The following is a 20147-nucleotide window of genomic DNA, read 5'->3' as shown; positions in this document are numbered from 1 at the left end:
GGGGTTCGCATGGCCACCGTTGAACTCCGCTTCAGCGCTCAGCCCGAGCACGTCCGCACGGCCCGCCTGGTGGCGGCCGCGGTGGCGCGCCGGGCGGGGGTGGACGAGGCGGTCCTCGACGAGGTGCGTCTCGCCGTCGGCGAGGCGTGTTCCCGTGCGGTCGGGCTGCATCGCAGCAACGACGTCACCACGCCCATCCGGGTCGTGCTGATCGAGGAGGAGAAGACGTTCTCCATCGAGGTCGGCGACGAGGTGCCGGGTGCGGGGGTGGCGGCGGCCGATGCCGCCGGTGTCCCCGGCGCGCGTGCCTCGGCCCCGGCCGAGGACTTCGACGACGCCGACGGTGAGGACGAGATGGGGCTCGCGGTGATCCGCGGGCTCGTCGACGACGTCGAGGTGAGCGCCGGCGAGGACGGCGGCACCATCCGGATGAGCTGGCCGGTGAGCCCGGCGGACGTCCTGTCCTGACCCGTTACACGCAGAAGGAAAGAGGCCCCGCACCCGCGGGGCCTCTTTCCGTTCCGCCGGGAGCCGGGAGCCGGGAGCCGGGAGCCGGGAGCCGGGAGCCGCCCGCCCGGCCGCCCGCCCCCCGCCCCGTACTCCGCACAGCCCCGCCCTGCCTCGTACCCCCGCCCCGTACCCCGTCCCGTGTCGGATGGGTGCATTCGTGTGGTGGCTCGGCGGCATCCCCATCTGGGAGGGTTCGTCTCCCTATGATCCGTCCCCATGTACCCCACATCCCTCGCCGCCGCGGTGCTCACGAGCGGGAACAGGACGATCGTGGTCGTCGTGGCAGGCGTCGCCCTCGCCGCGCTGGTCGTCGCGCGGCTCCTCGTACGCCAGGTGCTCGCGGCCGGCCAGGGCACCGAGCGGATGAGGGAGATCGCCGCCGCCGTGCAGGAGGGGGCGAACGCCTATCTCGCACGGCAGCTGCGGACGGTCGCCGTCTTCGCGGGCGCCGTGTTCTTCCTGCTGATGCTGCTGCCCGCGGACGACTGGTCCCAGCGGGCCGGCCGCTCGCTGTTCTTCCTGGTCGGGGCGCTCTTCTCGGCGGTCACCGGGTACATCGGCATGCGGCTCGCCGTACGGGCCAACGTGCGGGTCGCCGCGGCGGCCAGGGAGGCCACTCCGGCGCCGGGCGAACCCGAGAAGGACCTGACGGAGGTCGCGCACCGGGCCACGCGGATCGCCTTCCGTACGGGCGGGGTGGTCGGCATGTGCACCGTCGGCCTCGGACTGCTCGGGGCCGCGTGCGTCGTCCTCGTGTACGCCGCCGACGCGCCGAAGGTCCTGGAGGGCTTCGGTCTGGGCGCCGCGCTCATCGCCATGTTCATGCGCGTGGGCGGCGGCATCTTCACCAAGGCCGCCGACGTCGGCGCCGACCTGGTCGGCAAGGTCGAGCAGGGCATCCCGGAGGACGATCCGCGCAACGCCGCCACCATCGCCGACAACGTGGGCGACAACGTCGGCGACTGCGCGGGCATGGCCGCCGACCTCTTCGAGTCGTACGCCGTGACCCTGGTCGCCGCGCTCATCCTCGGCAAGGCGGCCTTCGGCGACCACGGGCTCGCGTTCCCCCTGATCGTCCCGGCGATCGGCGTGGTCACCGCGGTGATCGGCATCTTCGCGGTCTCCCCGCGGCGCGCGGACCGCAGCGGCATGAGCGCGATCAACCGCGGGTTCCTCGTCTCGGCGGTGATCTCGCTCGTGCTGGTCGCCGTCGCCGCCTTCACGTACCTGCCGTCCTCGTACGCCGAGCTCGAAGGCGTCACCGAGCCGGGCATCCGTGACCACGGCGGCGATCCGCGGGTCCTCGCGCTGGTCGCGGTCGCCCTCGGCATCGTGCTGGCCGCACTGATCCAGCAGCTCACCGGCTACTTCACGGAGACGAGCCGGCGGCCGGTCAGGGACGTCGGGAAGTCCTCGCTCACCGGGCCCGCGACCGTCGTGCTCGCGGGCGTGGCCCTCGGCATGGAGTCCGCCGTGTACACGGCCCTGCTCATCGGGCTCACCGTGTACGGCGCGTTCCTGCTCGGCGGCGGCTCGATCATGCTGGCGCTGTTCGCGGTCGCGCTCGCCGGGACGGGCCTGCTCACCACCGTCGGCGTGATCGTCGCCATGGACACCTTCGGCCCGGTCGCCGACAACGCGCAGGGCATCGCGGAGATGTCCGGGGACGTCGAGGGCGCGGGCGCGCAGGTGCTGACCGACCTCGACGCGGTCGGCAACACGACGAAGGCCATCACCAAGGGCATCGCCATCGCCACGGCCGTCCTGGCGGCCTCGGCGCTCTTCGGCTCGTACCGGGACGCCATCGCCACCGCGATCGCCGACGTGGGGGAGCTCGGCGGGAAGGCGGACGCGCTGACCCTCTCGATGGACATCTCGCAGCCCAACAACCTCTTCGGGCTGATCCTCGGCGCGGCGGTCGTCTTCCTCTTCTCGGGACTCGCCATCAACGCGGTGTCCCGGTCGGCCGGTTCTGTGGTGTACGAGGTGCGGCGGCAGTTCCGCGAGCACCCCGGGATCATGGACTTCACCGAGAAGCCGGAGTACGGACGGGTCGTCGACATCTGCACCAGGGACGCGCTGCGCGAACTCGCCACGCCCGGGCTGCTCGCCGTGATGGCCCCGATCGCGGTCGGCTTCGCGCTCGGCGTCGGCCCGCTCGGCGCGTACCTCGCCGGGGCGATCGGCGCGGGCGCGCTGATGGCGGTGTTCCTCGCCAACTCCGGTGGCGCCTGGGACAACGCGAAGAAGCTGGTCGAGGACGGCACCCACGGCGGCAAGGGCAGCGAGGCGCACGCGGCGACGGTCATCGGGGACACCGTCGGCGACCCGTTCAAGGACACGGCGGGCCCGGCGATCAACCCGCTCCTGAAGGTGATGAACCTGGTCGCGCTGCTGATCGCCCCGGCCGTCGTGCGGTTCGGATACGGCGACGACGCGAGCCCCTGGCTGCGGGCGGCGGTCGCGGTGATCGCGCTCGCCGTGGTCGTCGCCGCGGTCCGGGTCTCCAAGAGGCGCTCGGTGACGGTCTCCTGACGTCTGATCCGTGGACGTCCGACGTGTCGTCCGTCTCATTCCCGCGGGTCTCGGGGGTGGGTGTGAGAGTCATCGCTTGGTTCAAAGGGCTGCAATATGGGATGAATCAGTCCCACGAAAGGTGGAAGTAGCCCGTTCGGCGTGTATGTTCCGGGGCCGAGACCCTTGGAAGGGACCGATCCGTTGAACAAGAAGCTTGCGGCCGCACTGTCCGGCGGCGCGGTACTGGTGCTCGCGCTGTCCGGATGCAGCGACGACGAGGGCGACAAGGTGGGTGACTGGGCGAAGGCGTTCTGCGATCAGGCGAAGCCCCAGATCCAGAAGCGGGCCGACGCCCACCAGATCATCATCTCGACCGCCGCCGACAGCAAGCCGGCCGAGATCCAGGCCGCCGACTCGAAGGCGTTCCAGGACATCGCCGACGCCGACAGGGCCCTCGCCAAGGCCGTCGAGGCCGCCGGCGCCCCGCCCGTCGAGAACGGCGCGAAGGTCCAGCAGGACGCGATCAAGGAGCTCAACGCCACCGCCGTGGCCTACGAGGGGCTCAAGAAGCAGGTCGACGCGCTCGACCCGACGAACCAGCAGAAGTTCGCGGACGGCCTCCAGGGCGTCGCCGACGGCCTCACCAAGATCGAGAAGATGGACCAGAACGCCCTGTCCAAGCTGGAGGAGGGTGAGCTGGGCCAGGCCATGGCCAAGCAGCCCGGCTGCCAGAAGCCGACGGCCTCGGTCCCGCCGAAGACCTCCGCCTCCCCGAACCCCGGCTCCACCCCGAGCGGGAAGGCCTCCGCCAAGCCCACCAAGACGGCCGCGGCGACCAAGTCCGAGGAGTAGGCCCCCGGCCCGGTGGCGGCGGCGATCGGCCGTCCGCCGCCGGGTCGGCGGTCCGGATGTCGGTGGCGGCGGTCACAATGGAACGGTGAGTACGACCAGCCTGCCCCCCCGCCTCCCGGTGCCCGCGCACGCCGCCCGTCTGCGCGAGGCCCTGCTCGCCGCCGGTTTCACCGCCGACGGACTGCTCGACCTGCTCGGCGCCCCCGCCTATTCGGCGCTCGCCCGCAGCGAGACCGTGCCCGCCCTGCGCGCCACGCGCGGCGACTCGCCGCTGGAGACCCTCGTCCGGCTCTTCCTGCTCCAGCGACCCGTCGCGCACGACGTCGCCGCCGCCGCACTGCCCCTGGATGAGGCCCTCGACGACGGCTGGGTGGTCCGCGAGGACGATGCCGTGCTCGCCACGGTCGACGTCCGGCCGTACGGCGGCCCGGACGGCGAGGACTGGTTCATCGTCTCCGACCTGGGCTGCGCCGTCGGCGGCGCGGGCGGCATCGGCCAGAAGGACGAGGGCGTCGTCCTCGGCGTCGGCGGCGCCTCCACGACCCTCGCCGGCATCACCGTCCGCACCCCGGTCTCCTCCGCGCTCGACCTCGGCACCGGCTCCGGCATCCAGGCGCTGCACGCCGCGCAGCACGCCACCCTGGTCACCGCCACCGACCTCAACGGGCGCGCCCTGGACTTCACCCGGCTCACGCTCGCGCTCTCCGGGGCCCGCGAGGCCGAGCTGCTCGAAGGCTCGCTCTTCGAGCCGGTCGACGGCGACACGTACGACCTGATCGTCTCCAACCCGCCGTTCGTGATCTCCCCCGGCGCCCGACTCACCTACCGGGACGGCGGGATGGGTGGTGACGACCTGTGCCGCACGCTCGTGCAGGAGGCGGGCGAGCGGCTCAACGACGGCGGATACGCCCAGTTCCTCGCCAACTGGCAGCACGTGGAGGGCGAGGACTGGCAGGAGCGGCTGCGGTCCTGGGTGCCGCGCGGCTGCGACGCCTGGATCGTCCAGCGCGAGGTCCAGGACGTCACCCAGTACACCGAGCTCTGGCTGCGCGACAGCGGCGACCACCGCGGCGACCCGGACGCGTACCGGGTGGCGTACGGCCGCTGGCTCGACGAGTTCGAGGCCCGCAAGACCCGCGCGGTCGGCTTCGGCTGGATCACGATCCGGCGGAACGACGCCGTGGCGTCCGGAGCGGTCGAGCCGTCGATCCTCGTCGAGGAGTGGCCGCACCCCGTCGAGCAGCCCCTCGGACCCACCGTCCGCGCCCACTTCGAGCGCCAGGACTACCTGCGCACCCACGACGACGCCGCCCTCCTCGCCGACCGGTTCACGCTCGCGCCCGAGGTGATGCAGGAGCAGGTCGGGCTGCCGGGCGCCGAGGACCCCGAGCACGTCGTGCTCCGGCAGAACCGTGGCATGCGCCGCGCCACCAAGGTCGACCACGTCGGCGCCGGGTTCGCCGGCGTGTGCGACGGCACGCTCAGCGCCGGCCGCATCCTCGACGCGATCGGGCAGCTGATGGGAGAGGACCCGGTCGTCCTGCGGGACCGCACCCCGCAGGCGATCCGGCTGCTCGTCGAGGAGGGCTTCCTCCTGCCCGCCGGCGCGGAGACCTCCGGGGAGTACGGGGAAGAGGGCGGCGCTTGATACGGATCGAGCTGGACGAGGCCTCGCTCGGGGCGACCCGGATCGCGATCAGCCCGCTGCGCGACGCGTTCTGCTCGATGCACCTCGCGCTGCCCTGGCGGCACCCCTCCTGGCCGTACCAGGAGTGGGTCGGGCAGGCGCGCGAGGTGTGGCGCGAGGACGACCGGCTCCGCCCGCTGTGGGACCTGTTCGCCGAGGGGCGGTACGACGTCTCCGACTTCCTGCTGCCCCGGCCGTTCGGCACGGTCCACGTGCACGAGGAGCTGGCCGCGCTGCGGGCCACCGCCCCGGACTTCGTCCGCGAGCAGGCGGCGGCCTGCTACCCCGGCATGGCCGACGCGCCCTTCCTGCGGCCCTACCTGAAGGACCCGGAGGCGGCCTGCGCGGCCCTCGCCGACGCGTACGCGGCCTACTGGGAGGGCGCGATCGAGCCCTACTGGCCGACGATGCGGAGACTCGTCGAGGACGAAGTGCTCGTCCGGGCCAGGACGTTCGCGACCGAGGGCGTCGACGCGCTGTTCGCCGGCCTGGAGACGCGGGGCCGGTGGCAGCCGCCCGTACTCGAACTGACCAAGCACGTCGACGCCGAGTACGCGCCGGGGGAGCGGCGGCTCGTCCTCGTGCCGCTCGTCTTCGCCGAGGGCTGCCGGCTCTACTCGACCGACGACCCCGAGGTCTTCGCGCTCAGCTTCCAGGCCCGGGGCGCCGCCGCGCTGCGCGAACCGCCCGAGCCCGTTGCCGAGGACCGGCTCGGCCTGATGCTCGGCCGGGGCCGCGCGGCGGTCCTGCGCGAGCTCGGCGGGCCGCTGACCACGGCCGGCCTCGCCGACCGGCTCGGACTCGCACCCAGCACGGTCTCCGAGCACCTCTCCGTGCTCTCCGAGGCCGGTGTGGTCACCCGGCACCGCGTCGGACGCTCCGTGTACTACCAACTCACCGACACCGGACGTTCGCTGCTCGCGCTGCTCACGGGGGAGGGCGTGCTGAGCGCGGTCGCGTGACGCCCGCGCGCGGGACGATTCGGGGGGTCCCGAATCGATGGCCGCGGCCCGGCGGGGGCTCCTAACGTCCGCCGCATGCTCGCAATCGAGGCGGACGCGCTGCGCCGCACCTACACCAGCAGGACCGGGTGGCCGAAGTCCCGGCGCACCGAGACCGATGCCGTGCGGGGGGTCACCTTCGAGGTGGCGCCGGGGGAGCTGTTCGGCCTGCTCGGGCCCAACGGCGCGGGGAAGACCACCACCATCAAGATGCTCAACACCCTGCTCCTGCCGACCTCCGGCACGGCCCGGGTGTTCGGCCACGACGTGGCCCGCGACCCCGTCGCCGTGCGCCGCAGGATCGGGTACGTCTTCGGCGGCGACCGCGGCCTCTACGACCGGCTCTCCGCGCTCGACAACCTCCGCTACTTCGCCGAGCTGTACGGCGTCCCGCCCCGCGAGCAGAAGCGGCGCATCGCCGAACTCCTCGACCTGGTCGGCCTCCTGGGCCGGGAGAAGGAACGCGTCGAGGGCTACTCGCGCGGCATGCGCCAGCGTCTCCACATCGCGCGCGGCCTGCTGCACCGGCCCGACGTCCTCTTCCTCGACGAGCCGTCCATCGGCGTCGACCCGGTCGCCGCCCGCGACCTGCGCCGCACCGTCGCCGACCTGGCCGCGGCCGGCACGACCGTGCTGCTCACCACCCACTACATGGCCGAGGCCGACGAGCTCTGCGACCGGATCGCCGTCATCGCGGGCGGCCGGATCCGCGCCCTCGGCACCCCCGACAGCCTCAAGTCCCTCGTGCGGGAGAGGGACGTGCTGGAGATCGAGGCCTACGGGGTGGACGAGGAGCGGCTCGACCGGGTGCGGCGGGTGCCCGGGGTGCGGGGCGTCTCCGCCGAGGACCGGGGCGCGCTCCAGACCGTGACCGTGCAGACCGGCCGCGGCGCCTCCGACCTGCACGGACCCGTCCTCGCCGCGCTGGAAGGCATCCGCGTCGGACGGGTCACGAGCCGCGAACCGTCCCTGGAGGACGCCTACATCGCGATCGTGGAGGACGCGGCGGGCGGGGGAGCGGGCGCGGGCGCCGCCGGGACCGGGGCGGCGGGCATCGCGTCCGGTGCCGGGACCGGGGCGGAGGACCCCACGTCCGGCTTCGGAGCCGGGCCGGCGGAGGCCGGCGGTTCCGCGGAGGTGCCGGTATGAGGCGAGTCACCCGGCTGATCCTCGTCGGCGTGCGCACCCACGTCGCGTACATGACGCGCTCGCCGATCGAGATCACCTTCGCCGTCCTCGTCCCGCTCGTCTACGCGACCCTGGCCGTCTACCTGTTCCGCGCCGCCGGAGACCCGGACCGGCTGCTCACCGCCTCCGTCGGGGCCGGACTCATGGGCATCTGGGGGTCGGTGCTCTTCGGTTCGGGCGGCGCGGTGCAGAACCAGCGCTGGCTCGGCACCCTGGAGACCCTGGTCGTGGCACCGGCACCGCTCGCGCTCGTGCTGCTCCCGATCACCCTCGCGACCGCCGTCATCGGCACGTACGCGATGGGGGCGACGGTCCTGTGGGGCGTGCTGCTGTTCGACGTGCCGCTCGACTTCGCGCACCCGCTGCTCTTCCTGGTCGCCGTCCCGGTCTGCGTCCTCGCGCTCGGGATGACGGGGCTGCTGCTCGCCGCCACCTTCGTCCTGCTGCGCAACGCCAACGCCCTCGCCAACCCGCTCGACACCCCCGTCTGGCTGCTGTCCGGGCTCCTCGTGCCGGTGACGGTGCTGCCCGCCTGGACGCATCCGATCTCCTGGGCGCTGCCCACGACCTGGGGCGCGCGGGCCGTGCACGCGGCGACCTCCGGCGGGGACGTGGGCGCACCGCTGCTCGCGGCCGTCGCGCTCGGCGCCGCGTACGCCCTGGCCGCCGTCCTCGTCCTCGGCCGCGTGGAACGCCGGGCGCGCGCCGCGGCCACCCTCGCCCTCACCTGAAAGGCCAGAGAGACATGTTCCGTTTCCTCGGCACCGCCCGGCTCGTCGTCGTCGGCGGGGCGATCTCCTACCGGGCGCTGTTCAACTGGACCACCCCGCCGATGTTCATCGGAACCCTGCTGGTCGGGCCGCTGCTCCAGGTTTTCTTCTTCGTCTTCCTGGGCAGGGAACTGGGTGTCGCCGACGACCGCTTCCACCTCGTCGGAAACGCCGTCCTCGCAGCTTCCGCCTCCTGCGTGTACGGCGGCACGATGGCCGTCGCGAACGAGCGCCGGTACGGCACCCTCGGGGCCGTCCTGCTCTCGCCCCGGCACCGGGTCCCGCTGTGGATCGGGCGCGCCCTCCCGTACGTCCTCAACGGACTGCTCGTCAGCGCCTTCGTGCTCGCCACGGCTTCGCTCGTGCTCGGGCTGCCCGTGCCCGCCGGGGCGCTGCCCGGGCTCGGCCTTGTGCTGCTGGTCGCGGCGGGCGCCTGCTCGGCGTTCGGGCTCGCGCTGGGGGCGCTCGGGCTCCGCTTCCGTGACGTGTTCCTGGTGTCGAACGTGGCCAGTTCGGTGCTGCTCCTCCTGACGGGAGCCGCCGTGCCCCGGGAGACGCTGCCCGGGTGGATGCGGACCGCCGGTGAGCTGCTGCCGCTCACGCACGCGGCGGACGCGGCCCGCGGGCTGACCGCGGGCGCCGGTCTCGACGGGGCGCTGCTCGGTGCCGAGCTCGCGGTCGGGGCCGGGTGGGCGCTGCTCGCCGTCGCCCTGCTCGGCGTCTTCGAGCGCGGCAGCCGACGCCGGGCCACGCTCGACACGATGTGACGGAAGAGACGTGAGATGGGGGAGAGGGGCTGAGAGGACTGGGGAGGGGTGGGGAGGGTGGGGCGGGGGTGGGGGAGGAACGGAACGGGAAAAAAGAAGGGTGAGGAATGGGTCACTACCGGCCATCTTCGTGAAACCCTCCGGGGCGCCCCGCGTCGTTCACCCGGAATTCGCACCCATGACGCCCGGAGGTGCCAGCCTCGGCCCCGGGAGACGAACACCGCACGTGGACGGAACGGGGTACGGGCATGGAGAGCGGGCCGGCGATCTTCGCGGGGGCGGCGTTCACGCTGTTCGGAGGCGCGCTGCTGCTGTGGACGGCCGTGCGCTCACTGCACCGTGAGCCCGTGGTGTACGGGGTCGCGCCGCGTACCGCGGTCGCGCTGACGGCCCTGTCCGGTGCCGCCGTCCTGGCCCTCGGCCTCTGGTGCTTCGGCCGCGTCTGAATCCCGCCCGGGGTCCGGCCCCGGTCCCTCCGGCGACGGCACCGGCCCGACCGCCCGCCCCACCCGTCCGGGAGTCCGGGCGGCAGGAATGCCAAAACTCGGGTTACCGTTCGAGTGGCCGTTGCGGGCTTTCGCCGTTTGACACGGGGGCGGGTTGTACCGTCACACTCCGCAGCGACGGGAGCGTCACCGTCCGTGCCGCTGCCGTGCGTGCCAGTGCCGTACGTGCCAGAGAGTGTCGACCCCGGAGAGAAGAGCGAAGTTGTCCCCGACCAGCGAGACCGCACCCGGCGGCCGCCGACTCGTCATCGTCGAGTCGCCTGCCAAGGCGAAGACGATCAAGGGCTACCTCGGCCCCGGCTACGTCGTCGAGGCGAGCGTCGGGCACATCCGCGACCTCCCCAGCGGTGCCGCCGAGGTGCCGGAGAAGTACACCGGCGAGGTGCGCCGGCTCGGGGTCGACGTCGAGCACGACTTCCAGCCCATCTACGTCGTCAACGCGGACAAGAAGGCCCAGGTCAGGAAGCTCAAGGAGCTCCTCGCCGAGTCCGACGAACTCTTCCTCGCCACCGATGAGGACCGCGAGGGCGAGGCCATCGCGTGGCACCTCCAGGAAGTCCTGAAGCCCAAGGTCCCGGTCCACCGGATGGTCTTCCACGAGATCACCAAGGACGCGATCCGCGAGGCCGTCGCCAACCCGCGCGAGCTGAACCAGCGCATGGTCGACGCCCAGGAGACCCGCCGCATCCTCGACCGGCTGTACGGCTACGAGGTGTCGCCGGTCCTGTGGAAGAAGGTCATGCCGCGGCTGTCCGCCGGCCGCGTGCAGTCCGTCGCCACCCGGCTCGTCGTCGAGCGGGAGCGCGAGCGCATCGCCTTCCGCTCCGCCGAGTACTGGGACCTCACCGGCACCTTCGGCACCGGCCGTACCGGTGACGCCTCCGACCCGTCCTCGCTGGTCGCCCGGCTGAACACGGTCGACGGCAAGCGCGTCGCGCAGGGCCGCGACTTCGGCGCCGACGGCCGCCTGAAGACCGACAGCGTGCTCCACCTGGACGAGGCGAACGCGCGGGTCCTGGCCGCCGCGCTCGCCGACACGGCGTTCGCCGTGCGCTCGGTCGAGTCGAAGCCGTACCGCCGCTCGCCGTACGCGCCCTTCCGGACCACCACCCTCCAGCAGGAGGCGAGCCGCAAGCTGGGCTTCGGTGCGAAGGCGACCATGCAGGTGGCGCAGAAGCTGTACGAGAACGGCTTCATCACCTACATGCGTACGGACTCCACGATCCTCTCGGACACCGCCGTCGCGGCGGCCCGGGCGCAGGTCACGCAGCTGTACGGTGCCGACTACCTGCCGGAGAAGCCCCGCGTCTACGCGGGCAAGGTCAAGAACGCGCAGGAGGCGCACGAGGCGATCCGTCCTTCGGGTGATCGTTTCCGCACCCCGGCGGAGACCGGCCTGACCGGCGACCAGTTCCGTCTCTACGAGCTCATCTGGAAGCGGACCGTCGCCTCCCAGATGAAGGACGCCACCGGCAACTCGGTCACCGTGAAGATCGGCGGCCGCGCCGCCGACGGCCGCGACGCCGAGTTCAGCGCCTCCGGCAAGACGATCACCTTCCACGGCTTCATGAAGGCGTACGTGGAAGGGGCCGACGACCCGAACGCGGAGCTCGACGACCGCGAGCGGCGCCTGCCGCAGGTCGCCGAGGGCGACGCGCTGACCGCCGACGAGATCACCGTCGACGGCCACGCCACCAAGCCGCCGGCCCGCTACACCGAGGCCTCGCTGGTCAAGGAGCTCGAAGAGCGCGAGATCGGCCGCCCGTCGACGTACGCGTCGATCATCGGCACCATCCTCGACCGCGGCTACGTCTTCAAGAAGGGCACGGCCCTCGTGCCGTCCTTCCTGAGCTTCGCCGTCGTCAACCTCCTGGAGAAGCACTTCGGGCGGCTCGTCGACTACGACTTCACCGCCCGCATGGAGGACGACCTCGACCGCATCGCGCGGGGCGAGGCCCAGTCCGTGCCGTGGCTGAAGCGCTTCTACTTCGGCGAGGGCGACGGCACCGGCCAGGGCGCCGCGGCCGACGCCGGGAACGGCGACGGCGACCACCTCGGCGGCCTCAAGGAGCTCGTCACCGACCTCGGCGCGATCGACGCCCGCGAGATCTCCTCGTTCCCCGTCGGCAACGGCATCGTGCTCCGCGTCGGCCGCTACGGCCCGTACGTCGAGCGCGGCGAGAAGGACGCCGAGGGCCACCAGCGCGCCGACGTCCCCGACGACCTCGCGCCCGACGAGCTGACCGTCGAGCACGCCGAGGAACTGCTCGCCAAGCCGAGCGGCGACTTCGAGCTGGGCACCGACCCGGTCAGCGGCAACCAGATCGTCGCCAAGGACGGCCGCTACGGTCCGTACGTCACCGAGATCCTGCCCGAGGGCACCCCGAAGACCGGCAAGAACGCGGTGAAGCCGCGCACCGCCTCCCTCTTCAAGTCGATGGCCCTCGACACCGTCACCCTGGAGGACGCCCTCCGGCTGATGTCCCTGCCGCGGACCGTCGGCGCGGACGCCGAGGGTGTCGAGATCACCGCCCAGAACGGCCGCTACGGCCCGTACCTGAAGAAGGGCACGGACTCGCGGTCGCTCACCGACGAGGAGCAGCTCTTCACGATCACCCTCGAAGAGGCGCTCGCGATCTACGCCCAGCCGAAGCAGCGGGGCCGCGCCGCGGCCAAGCCGCCGCTGAAGGAGCTCGGCACCGACCCCGTCAGCGAGAAGCCCGTCGTCGTCAAGGACGGCCGCTTCGGCCCGTACGTGACCGACGGCGAGACCAACGCCACCCTGCGCACCGGCGACAGCGTCGAGGAGATCACGCCCGAGCGCGGCTACGAGCTCCTCGCGGAGAAGCGCGCCAAGGGACCGGCGAAGAAGGCCGCCAAGAAGGCCCCGGCCAAGAAGGCCACCGCGAAGAAGACGGCCACCAAGACGGCGGCGAAGAAGACCACCACCGCCAAGAAGACGGCCGCGAAGAAGACCACGACGGCGAAGAAGACGACCGCCGCCAAGAAGACGGCCGCGGCCAAGCCGGAGTAGTACCGCACCACGCGGGACGACGGGGGCGGAGACCGGCTGTCTCCGCCCCCGTCGCCGTACCGTCACAGCCTCGTCCGGATGTTCGGGCGGGGGCCGCGACGAGGGAGGCCGTCCGGATAGGGTGGACGGATGACGCGAGCAGAGCAGCCAGACCGCCTCGGCGATTCCGACGCCGCACTCGTCGCGGATTCCCGGGAGCGCGCCGTCGGCGCCCTCTTGCGCCACCAGCCGATGCGCCGGCTGTGGAGCGCCCACGCGCTCGGCAGCACCGGTGACGTCCTCGCCCTCCTCGTCCTCGTCCTCCTCGGCCTTCAGGCGGCCGTCGCCGAGGGCGCGCTCGGGGGCGGCTACCGGGGGGCCGCGTTCGCCGTGGCCGCCGTCGTCGGCGTGCGCCTGCTGGCCTCGGTCGTCTTCGGAGCGGTGCTCCTCGGGCCGCTGACCGCGCTCACCGGCCCCGGCGGCGCGTTCGACCGGCGCTGGACCATGATCGGCGCCGACGGAGTGCGGATCGCGCTCCTCGTCGCCGCCCCCCTGTGGATCGACTGGGTCCCCCGCGACGCCTTCTGGTACGTGCTCGGCACCGTGTTCGTCACCGGTGCGGCCGAGCGGCTCTGGACGATCGGCCGCGAGGGCGCCGCGCCCGCGCTGCTGCCCGCCCCGCCGCTCGAAGGCGCCGCCGTGCGGCCGCTGCCCGACCACCTCGGCGCGCTGCGCCGGCTCTCCCAGCGCACCGGCTTCCTCGCCGTCCCGGCCGCGGCCGCCGCCCTGCTGGTCACCACCCTGGTCGGCAACCTCCTCGGCGCCGGACTCGACTGGTTCTCCCTGCACCAGGCCGCCCTCGGCTCGTACGTCGCCGCCGGGCTCTTCGCCGCCTCCGTCACCGTCGTGTACGCGATGGCGCTGCCCGGCGGGGAGACCCCCCGACCCCGCTCGCCCCTCGAAGGCCTGCGCCGGCCGTCGGCCGGGAAGGGCACCCCGGAGGAGGGCAAGGCCGCGGCCGAGAAGGGCCGCACCGGCGCCCTGCCGCTGCTCGTCCTGACCTGCGCCACCGTCGCCGGGGCCATCGCCGCCGCCGCGTCCGTCGCCGTCCTCCACGCCTACGACCTCGGCGGCGGGCCCGTCACGTACGCGCTCCTGGTCCTCGCGCTCAGCGGCGCCACCGCCGTCGGCATCCGCACCGCGGGCTCCGTCCTGCCCGTCCTGTCCCGGCGCCGGCTGCTCGCCCTCGTGACCGCCGTCACCGGCGTCGCCCTCATCGCCATGGGCCTCGTGCCCGACACGGCGACCGTGCTGCTCCTCGCCGCCCTCGCCGGATACGCCGCCGGGGTCGCCGCGAACACCGGCCACCACCTCGTCGACCAGGAGACCGAGGAGCCCCGCCGGGCGCGCACCACCGAGCACCTCCAGGCCAACGCCCGCGTCGGCATGGCCGTCGGCGCGCTCGCCGCGCCGCTCCTCGCCGCCGCGATCGGGCCGCACCGGCTCGCCTCCGGCGACTTCGTCTTCGAGCACGGCGGCGCCGCCTTCACGCTCGTCCTCGTCGGCGCGCTGCTGCTGCCGGTCGCCGCACTCGTCCTCGCCAAGACCGACGACCGCGCCGGGGTACCGCTCCGCCGCGACCTGCGCGACGCGCTGCGCGGCTCCGACCCGGCCCAGGCACCCTCGCCGACCGGCTTCTTCATCGCCCTGGAGGGCGGCGACGGGGCCGGCAAGTCGACCCAAGTCGAGGCGCTCGCCGAGTGGATCCGCGCCAAGGGCCACGAGGTCGTCGTCACCCGCGAGCCCGGCGCCACCCCGATCGGCAAGCGGCTCCGCTCGATCCTCCTCGACGTGTCGTCGGCGGGGCTCTCGAACCGGGCCGAGGCCCTGCTGTACGCGGCCGACCGCGCCGAGCACGTCGACTCGCTGGTCCGGCCGGCCCTGGAGCGGGGCGCGATCGTCCTCTCCGACCGGTACATCGACTCGTCCGTGGCCTACCAGGGCGCGGGCCGCGACCTGTCCCCGACCGAGATCGCCCGCATCTCCCGCTGGGCGACCAGCGGACTCGTCCCGCACCTGACCGTGGTGCTCGACGTCTCCCCGGAGACCGCGAGGGAACGGTTCACCGAGGCCCCCGACCGCCTGGAGTCCGAGCCGCCGGAGTTCCACGCGCGCGTACGGTCCGGATTCCTCGCCCTCGCGGCCGCCGACCCGAGCCGCTACCTCGTCGTCGACGCCGGCCAGGAGCCGGAGGCCGTCACCACCGTCGTCCGCCACCGGCTCGACCGGATGCTGCCGCTCTCCGAGGCCGAGGTGAAGGCCGCCGAGGAGGCGCGCCGGAAGGCAGAGGAAGAGGCGCGCCGCCAGGCCGAGGAAGAGGCGGCCCGCAAGGCCGAGGAGGAGCGCCTGGAGCGCGAGCGGCAGGCGCAGCTCGCCAAGCTCCGCGCCGAGGAGGAGGAGCGCAAGCGGCGCGAGGAGGAAGAGGCGCGCCGCCTGGAGGCCGAACGGCAGGCGGAGGAGGCCCGCCGCCAGGCCGAGGAGGCCCGGATCGCCGCGGAGCTCGCCGCCGAGGAGGAGCGCAAGCGCCTCGCGGCCGAGGAGAAGGCCCGCCAGGAGGAGCAGGAGCGGCTCCGCAAGGAGGCCGAGGAGGAGGCCCGGCTGCGCGCCGAGGCCGAGGAACGCCGCCTGGAGAAGCAGCGCAAGGCCGAGGAGGCCCTGCTCCGCGCCGAGGAGGCCCGCCGGACGGCCGAGGCCGCCGCCGCCGCGAAGGCGGCCGAGGAGGCCGCGGTGCGGGCCGCCGCCGCGAAGGTCGCCGCCGAGGCCGCGGCCAAGGCCGCCGCCGAGAAGGCCGCTGCGGAACGTGCCGCCGCCGAGCTGGCCGCCGCCCAGCGGGCCGCGGCCACCAAGGCCGCGCAGGAGAAGGCGGCTGCCGAGAAGGCCGCCGCGGAGAAGGCCGCCGCGGAGAAGGCCGCCGGAGAGCGGGCGGCCGCAGCGACGAAGGCAGCCGCCGCGCGTGCCGCCGCCGAGGCCTCGGCGAACGAGGTCACCGTCGAGACGCCGATCGTCAAGCCGGACGAGGTCACCGTCGAGACCTCGATGGTGAAGCCGGACGAGGTCACCGTCGAGACCCCGATCGCGAAGCCGGACGAGCCCGAGGTCTCGGCGAACGAGGTCACCGTGGCCACCCCGATCGTGCGCCCGGCCGCCGACGAGACGGCCGTCCTGCCCGTGGTCCGCGAGACCCGCGGCATCGACGAGACCGCGGTCCTGCCGCCCGTACGCGACACCGCTCCCGCACGCCCCCGTGCGTCCGACCCCGCCGACCGGGTCCCGCAGGGCATCTTCCGCGACGAGCCCGCCGCGCACCGTACGGAGGCGGAGCCGCACGGCGCGAACGACCGCACCCGCGAGCTGCCCCAGCTCGACGAGAGCGGACGCCCGCGCCGCTCCGACTGGGCCGAGGAGACCCCGCTCGACGATCTGCCGACCCTCGCCGACGAGCTGTTCGGCCCGCACGACGACGAGGACGACGCCCGCCGCGGCTGACCTCCCCCGGTGGGGGCCTTCGACGCGGGTCCCCCCGGTGGGGGCCTCCGCCGGTGGTCGCCCCCGGTGGGGGGTGTAGCCAGCTCCACCCCCCACCGGGCAGCCAGCCCCATACCGCTGTGACCTGCGCTTTCCTAGCGTTGTCGGCATGATGACGACAGCAGTGACGGAGAGCGGCCCGGCCCTCGCGCTGGACGGGGTGACCCGGACGTACGGACGCGGCACCCCCGCGCTCGACGGGGTCGGCCTGACCGTGCCACGCGGCCGGTTCGTGGCGGTGATGGGCCCGTCGGGCTCCGGCAAGTCCACGCTGCTGCGCTGCGCGGCCGGGCTCGAACGACCGACGGCCGGGACGGTACGGATCGGGGGCACCGACCTCGCCACGCTGAAGGCGTCCGGCCTCACCCGCCTCCGACGGGACCGGATCGGCTTCGTCTTCCAGTCGCTCAACCTCGTCTCCGCCCTGAACGTCCGCGAGAACGTCACCCTGCCGCTGCTCCTCGCCGGCGCCCGCGGCGGCCGCGAACTCGACGCCCGAGCCCTCGCCGGCCTCGACGCGGTGGGGCTCGCCGACCGCGCCGACGACACTCCCGAGCACCTCTCCGGCGGCCAGCGGCAGCGGGTGGCCATCGCGCGCGCCCTCGTCAACGAACCCGAGGTCGTCTTCGCCGACGAACCCACCGCCGCCCTCGACCCGGTCACCGCCGCCGGCGTCCTCGCCCTCCTGCGCCGCGCCGTCGACGAGCGGGGCCGCACCGTCGTCCTCGTCACCCACGACCCCGTGGCCGCCGCCTGGACGGACGAAGCCGTCTTCCTGGACCGCGGCCGCCTCGTCGGCCGCCTCGACCAACCGGACGAGACCGGGGTACGGGAGGCGCTGGGGGTACGGGTTGGGGTGGGGAGCGGGGCTGGGACCTGGGCGCGGGACGGGCGGGGCGGCTTCGGCTGGGCCGGTGTGCGGGATGGGCGGGGTGCCGGGGCCGGGGCTGGTGCCGAGGCCGGAGTGCGGCAGGGGCGGGGCGGCTTCGGCGGGGCCGGGCGGTTCGCGGCGGTGGCGCGATGAGCCGGAGGGGGAACGCCGCGGTGGGACTGCTCGCCGGCCGGTCGCTGCGGACGCACCGGAAGGCGTGGGCGGCCGTGTTCGCGGCCGTCGCCGTCACCTCCGCGCTGCTCGGCGCCCTGGCCCTCGCCCTCGGCTCGGCCGGACTCGGCCACGCGCGCGTGGAGCGGTTCGCGGCCGCGCCCGTCGTCGTCGCCGGCGACCAGGAGGTCCGTTGGCGGGCCACCCCGTGGGGCAGCGAGCCCACCACCGTGACGGCCGGCCTCACCGAGCGGGTACGGATCCCGGCGGCCACCGCCGACGTCCTCCGCACGGTCCCCGGCGTCCGGGCCGCCGTGCCGGACGACACGTTCGTCGTACGGGAACGGGGAGCGGGTGCCGGCGGCAGCGCGGGTACGGGTGCCGTCACTGGTGTCGGGGCGGGTGCCGCCTCCGGTACGGGGAAGGGAGCCGCCGGACGCGCGGGGACGGGTGCCGGGACGGGTGCCGTCTCCGATGCCGCCCCCGGTGTCGGGGCGCGGACCTACACCGGGCGGTCGTGGGAGGCCGCCGAGCTCGCTCCGTACCGGCTGGTCGAGGGGCGGGAGCCCCGGCGGGCCGGAGAGGTCGTCGCGGGAGTCGGCGACGGCGGGGCCGGGGCCGGCCCCGGATCCGGGGCCGCGTCTGTGTCCGCGTCCGCGTCCGGGGGAGGTGTCCGGGTCGGGGACACCATCGCCGGGCGTACGGTCGTCGGTCTGGCGAACGGGCCGACCGCGCTGTACTTCACGGCGGGGGAGGCGCGGAGGCTCGCAGGGCATCCGGGGACCGTGGACGCCGTCGGGGTTCTCGGGGAACCCGGTGTGCCGGTGGGGACCCTCCACGCGCGCGTGCGGGCGGCCCTGGACGCCGCGGGCCTGAAGGACACCGCCGCGGGTCGGCCGCTCCGGGCGCTCACCGGTGACGGGCGAGGCGGTGCCGAGCACCTCGGTGCGCTCCCCGCACGGGGAGACCTCCTCCAGGTGCTCGCCGCCGTGTCCGGGACGGTCGTCCTCGTCGCCGTACTCGTCCTCGCGTCGCTGGTCGCCCAGGCGTTGGGACAGCGCTCCGCCGAGCGGGACCTGCTGCTCTCCGTCGGCGCGACGCCCCGGCAGGTGCGGGCGGCGGCCGGCCGGGAGGTGACCCGGGTCGCGGGGGCGGCGGCGCTGGTCGGCGGGCTGGCGGCCGTACCGGCGTTCCCCGCGCTGTGGTCGGCGCTGCGGGGCCGTGCGGGAGTCGTGCCGGAGGGGCTCGAACTGCCCGTTCCGTCCTGGCTGTTCGCCGGTGTCCTGGTGGTCGCCGCGGTCGTCGTGGGGATCGCCCGGCTCGTCGTCCTCTTCGCCGCCCGGCGGCCGGGGCGGCCGGGGAGGGGCGCCGCGCGCCGCGTCTCCGGGATCGCGCTGCTCGTGCTCGGCGCGACGGCGGCCGGCACCGCCGCGGCCCAGGGCGGCGACGCGGCCGCGGCCGCCGCCGGGGCGGCCACGGTGACGCTGGTCGTCGGGTGCGCGTTGCTCGGCCCGTGGATCGCGCGGGCCTCGATGACCGTCCTCGACCGGCCGTTCCGGTGGTTCGGCGGCGTGCCCGGCCGGCTCACGGCGGCCGGGGCGACCGCGCACTCGCGCCGCCTCGGCGCCGCGCTCGTCCCGGTCGTCCTCGTCACCGCCTTCGCCGTCGTACAGCTCTCGGCGGGCACGACCATGGAACGGGCCGCGGGGGCGCAGGCGCGGGCGGCGACCACCGCCGACCTCGCGTTCTCCGGGACGACGGCGGAGCGGGTGCGGCGGCTGCCGGGGGTGGAGTCGGCCACGGACGTGCTGCGTTCGACGGTCGTCCTCGCCCGCACACAGGCCGGCTCGCCGCGCCTCGACCGGCTCCCCGTCCTCGGCGTCGACGCCGCCGGCCTCGCGGGCACGCTCGACCCCGGTGTCGTCGCGGGCGACCTGGCCGGACTCGGCCGCCCCGGCACCGTCGCCGTCGGCGCGAGTACGGCCGACTCCCTTGAGGTGAAGCCCGGTTCGACCGTCGAGCTGCGGCTCGGCGACGGCACGCCGAAGCGGCTGCGGGTGGTGGCGGTCTACGAACGCTCTCTCGCCCTCGGTGAGTTCCTGCTGCCGAAGTCCGAACTGGCCCCGCACATGAGCGATCCGTACCCCGCGCGCGTACTGGCGTCGACCGGCCGGACATCGCTGGGCCCCCCGACGCCCGGCCTGGCCCCGGCGGCCACGTCCGTCGCCCCCGAGCAGGTGACGCTCCCCGGGGCCGAGCTGAACGGGATCGTCTCGGCCGCCGTCGTCGGCGCCATCGGCGGGCTCACCCTCCTGTCGGTCCTCAGCACCCTCGCCCTGATCGGCGCGGGACGGCGCGGCGAGCTGGCCCTGCTCCGGCAGGTCGGCGCCTCCGCCGGCCAACTGCGCCGGATGTTCGGCCTGGAGGCCGGGTTCCTGACCGCCACGGGCCTGGTCCTCGGAGCCGTGGTGGCCGCGCTCCCGCTCACCGCCTTCGCCTGGGCCCTCACCGGAGGCCTCCCGTACCTGCCGCCCGCCCAGGCCGCGCTCATCGCGGGAACGGTGGTGGTGACGGTGGCGGCCGGGGTGCTCCTGCCCGTCGCGGGACGGGGGGTGCGGGGCTGACGAGGCCTGGGGGAGGCGTCGGGGGCGGGTCCCGCGCGTTGTGGGGCGGTGTGCGGTGTGCGGTGTGCGGTGGGTGGCGGGGGCG

At 74.5% G+C, this 20147-nt stretch carries 13 protein-coding genes; all 13 read left to right on the top strand.

Annotated elements, in window-relative coordinates; translation table 11 throughout:
- Window positions 1–9 precede the first annotated feature (9 nt).
- The 13 genes from ACIQFX_RS00615 (at window position 10) to ACIQFX_RS00555 (ending at window position 20062) form a co-directional block, all read left to right on the top strand.
- Window positions 10–468, top strand: a complete 459-nt coding sequence (locus ACIQFX_RS00615) for an ATP-binding protein (protein WP_402457165.1) — start codon at window positions 10–12, stop codon at window positions 466–468.
- Between the two features lie 258 nt (window positions 469–726).
- The gene (locus tag ACIQFX_RS00610; RefSeq protein WP_402457162.1) at window positions 727–3045 is read left to right on the top strand and encodes a sodium-translocating pyrophosphatase; all 2319 of its coding nucleotides are present in this window, start codon (window positions 727–729) and stop codon (window positions 3043–3045) included.
- A 183-nt stretch (window positions 3046–3228) separates the two neighbouring features.
- The gene (locus tag ACIQFX_RS00605; RefSeq protein WP_402457159.1) at window positions 3229–3879 is read left to right on the top strand and encodes a small secreted protein; all 651 of its coding nucleotides are present in this window, start codon (window positions 3229–3231) and stop codon (window positions 3877–3879) included.
- 85 nt (window positions 3880–3964) lie between these two features.
- Window positions 3965–5527 (top strand): methyltransferase, encoded by a 1563-nt coding sequence (locus ACIQFX_RS00600; protein WP_402457156.1) that lies wholly within the window; start codon window positions 3965–3967, stop codon window positions 5525–5527.
- On the top strand, window positions 5524–6528 hold the full coding sequence (locus ACIQFX_RS00595) for an ArsR/SmtB family transcription factor (RefSeq protein WP_402457153.1): 1005 nt from the start codon (window positions 5524–5526) through the stop codon (window positions 6526–6528). The genes ACIQFX_RS00600 and ACIQFX_RS00595 overlap by 4 nt, the downstream gene beginning before the upstream one ends.
- Before the next feature lie 75 nt (window positions 6529–6603).
- Entirely contained in the window at window positions 6604–7716 is a 1113-nt protein-coding gene (locus ACIQFX_RS00590) for an ATP-binding cassette domain-containing protein (protein ID WP_402457150.1), read from the top strand.
- Window positions 7713–8486 (top strand): ABC transporter permease, encoded by a 774-nt coding sequence (locus ACIQFX_RS00585; protein ID WP_402457147.1) that lies wholly within the window; start codon window positions 7713–7715, stop codon window positions 8484–8486. Before ACIQFX_RS00590 ends, ACIQFX_RS00585 begins: the two co-directional genes overlap by 4 nt.
- Before the next feature lie 14 nt (window positions 8487–8500).
- Window positions 8501–9292, top strand: a complete 792-nt coding sequence (locus ACIQFX_RS00580; protein ID WP_402457144.1) for an ABC transporter permease — start codon at window positions 8501–8503, stop codon at window positions 9290–9292.
- 248 nt (window positions 9293–9540) lie between these two features.
- The gene (locus tag ACIQFX_RS00575) at window positions 9541–9738 is read left to right on the top strand and encodes a hypothetical protein (protein WP_376487318.1); all 198 of its coding nucleotides are present in this window, start codon (window positions 9541–9543) and stop codon (window positions 9736–9738) included.
- A gap of 262 nt (window positions 9739–10000) precedes the next feature.
- Entirely contained in the window at window positions 10001–12832 is a 2832-nt protein-coding gene (gene topA / locus ACIQFX_RS00570) for a type I DNA topoisomerase (protein WP_402457141.1), read from the top strand.
- 129 nt (window positions 12833–12961) lie between these two features.
- Window positions 12962–16357 (top strand): dTMP kinase, encoded by a 3396-nt coding sequence (gene tmk, locus ACIQFX_RS00565; RefSeq protein WP_402457138.1) that lies wholly within the window; start codon window positions 12962–12964, stop codon window positions 16355–16357.
- Between the two features lie 148 nt (window positions 16358–16505).
- Window positions 16506–17420 carry an ABC transporter ATP-binding protein gene (locus ACIQFX_RS00560; protein ID WP_402457134.1) on the top strand — a complete coding sequence of 305 codons (915 nt, stop codon included), beginning with the start codon at window positions 16506–16508 and terminating at the stop codon, window positions 17418–17420.
- Window positions 17417–20062, top strand: a complete 2646-nt coding sequence (locus ACIQFX_RS00555) for an FtsX-like permease family protein (protein ID WP_402457131.1) — start codon at window positions 17417–17419, stop codon at window positions 20060–20062. The genes ACIQFX_RS00560 and ACIQFX_RS00555 overlap by 4 nt, the downstream gene beginning before the upstream one ends.
- Window positions 20063–20147: the final 85 nt, after the last annotated feature.

The organism is Streptomyces sp. NPDC093089, from assembly GCF_044754405.1.
Lineage (GTDB): Bacteria > Actinomycetota > Actinomycetes > Streptomycetales > Streptomycetaceae > Streptomyces.
This window is presented reverse-complemented; position numbering and strand designations above follow the sequence as displayed.

Bases quoted from the DNA above. Each gene is read 5' to 3' on its own strand.
- tmk (WP_402457138.1), top strand. From the start codon at position 12,962: ATGACGCGAGCAGAGCAGCCAGACCGCCTCGGCGATTCCGACGCCGCA.
- ACIQFX_RS00615 (WP_402457165.1), top strand. From the start codon at position 10: ATGGCCACCGTTGAACTCCGCTTCAGCGCTCAGCCCGAGCACGTCCGC.
- ACIQFX_RS00555 (WP_402457131.1), top strand. From the start codon at position 17,417: ATGAGCCGGAGGGGGAACGCCGCGGTGGGACTGCTCGCCGGCCGGTCG.
- ACIQFX_RS00575 (WP_376487318.1), top strand. From the start codon at position 9,541: ATGGAGAGCGGGCCGGCGATCTTCGCGGGGGCGGCGTTCACGCTGTTC.
- ACIQFX_RS00585 (WP_402457147.1), top strand. From the start codon at position 7,713: ATGAGGCGAGTCACCCGGCTGATCCTCGTCGGCGTGCGCACCCACGTC.
- ACIQFX_RS00560 (WP_402457134.1), top strand. From the start codon at position 16,506: ATGATGACGACAGCAGTGACGGAGAGCGGCCCGGCCCTCGCGCTGGAC.
- ACIQFX_RS00610 (WP_402457162.1), top strand. From the start codon at position 727: ATGTACCCCACATCCCTCGCCGCCGCGGTGCTCACGAGCGGGAACAGG.
- ACIQFX_RS00590 (WP_402457150.1), top strand. From the start codon at position 6,604: ATGCTCGCAATCGAGGCGGACGCGCTGCGCCGCACCTACACCAGCAGG.
- ACIQFX_RS00580 (WP_402457144.1), top strand. From the start codon at position 8,501: ATGTTCCGTTTCCTCGGCACCGCCCGGCTCGTCGTCGTCGGCGGGGCG.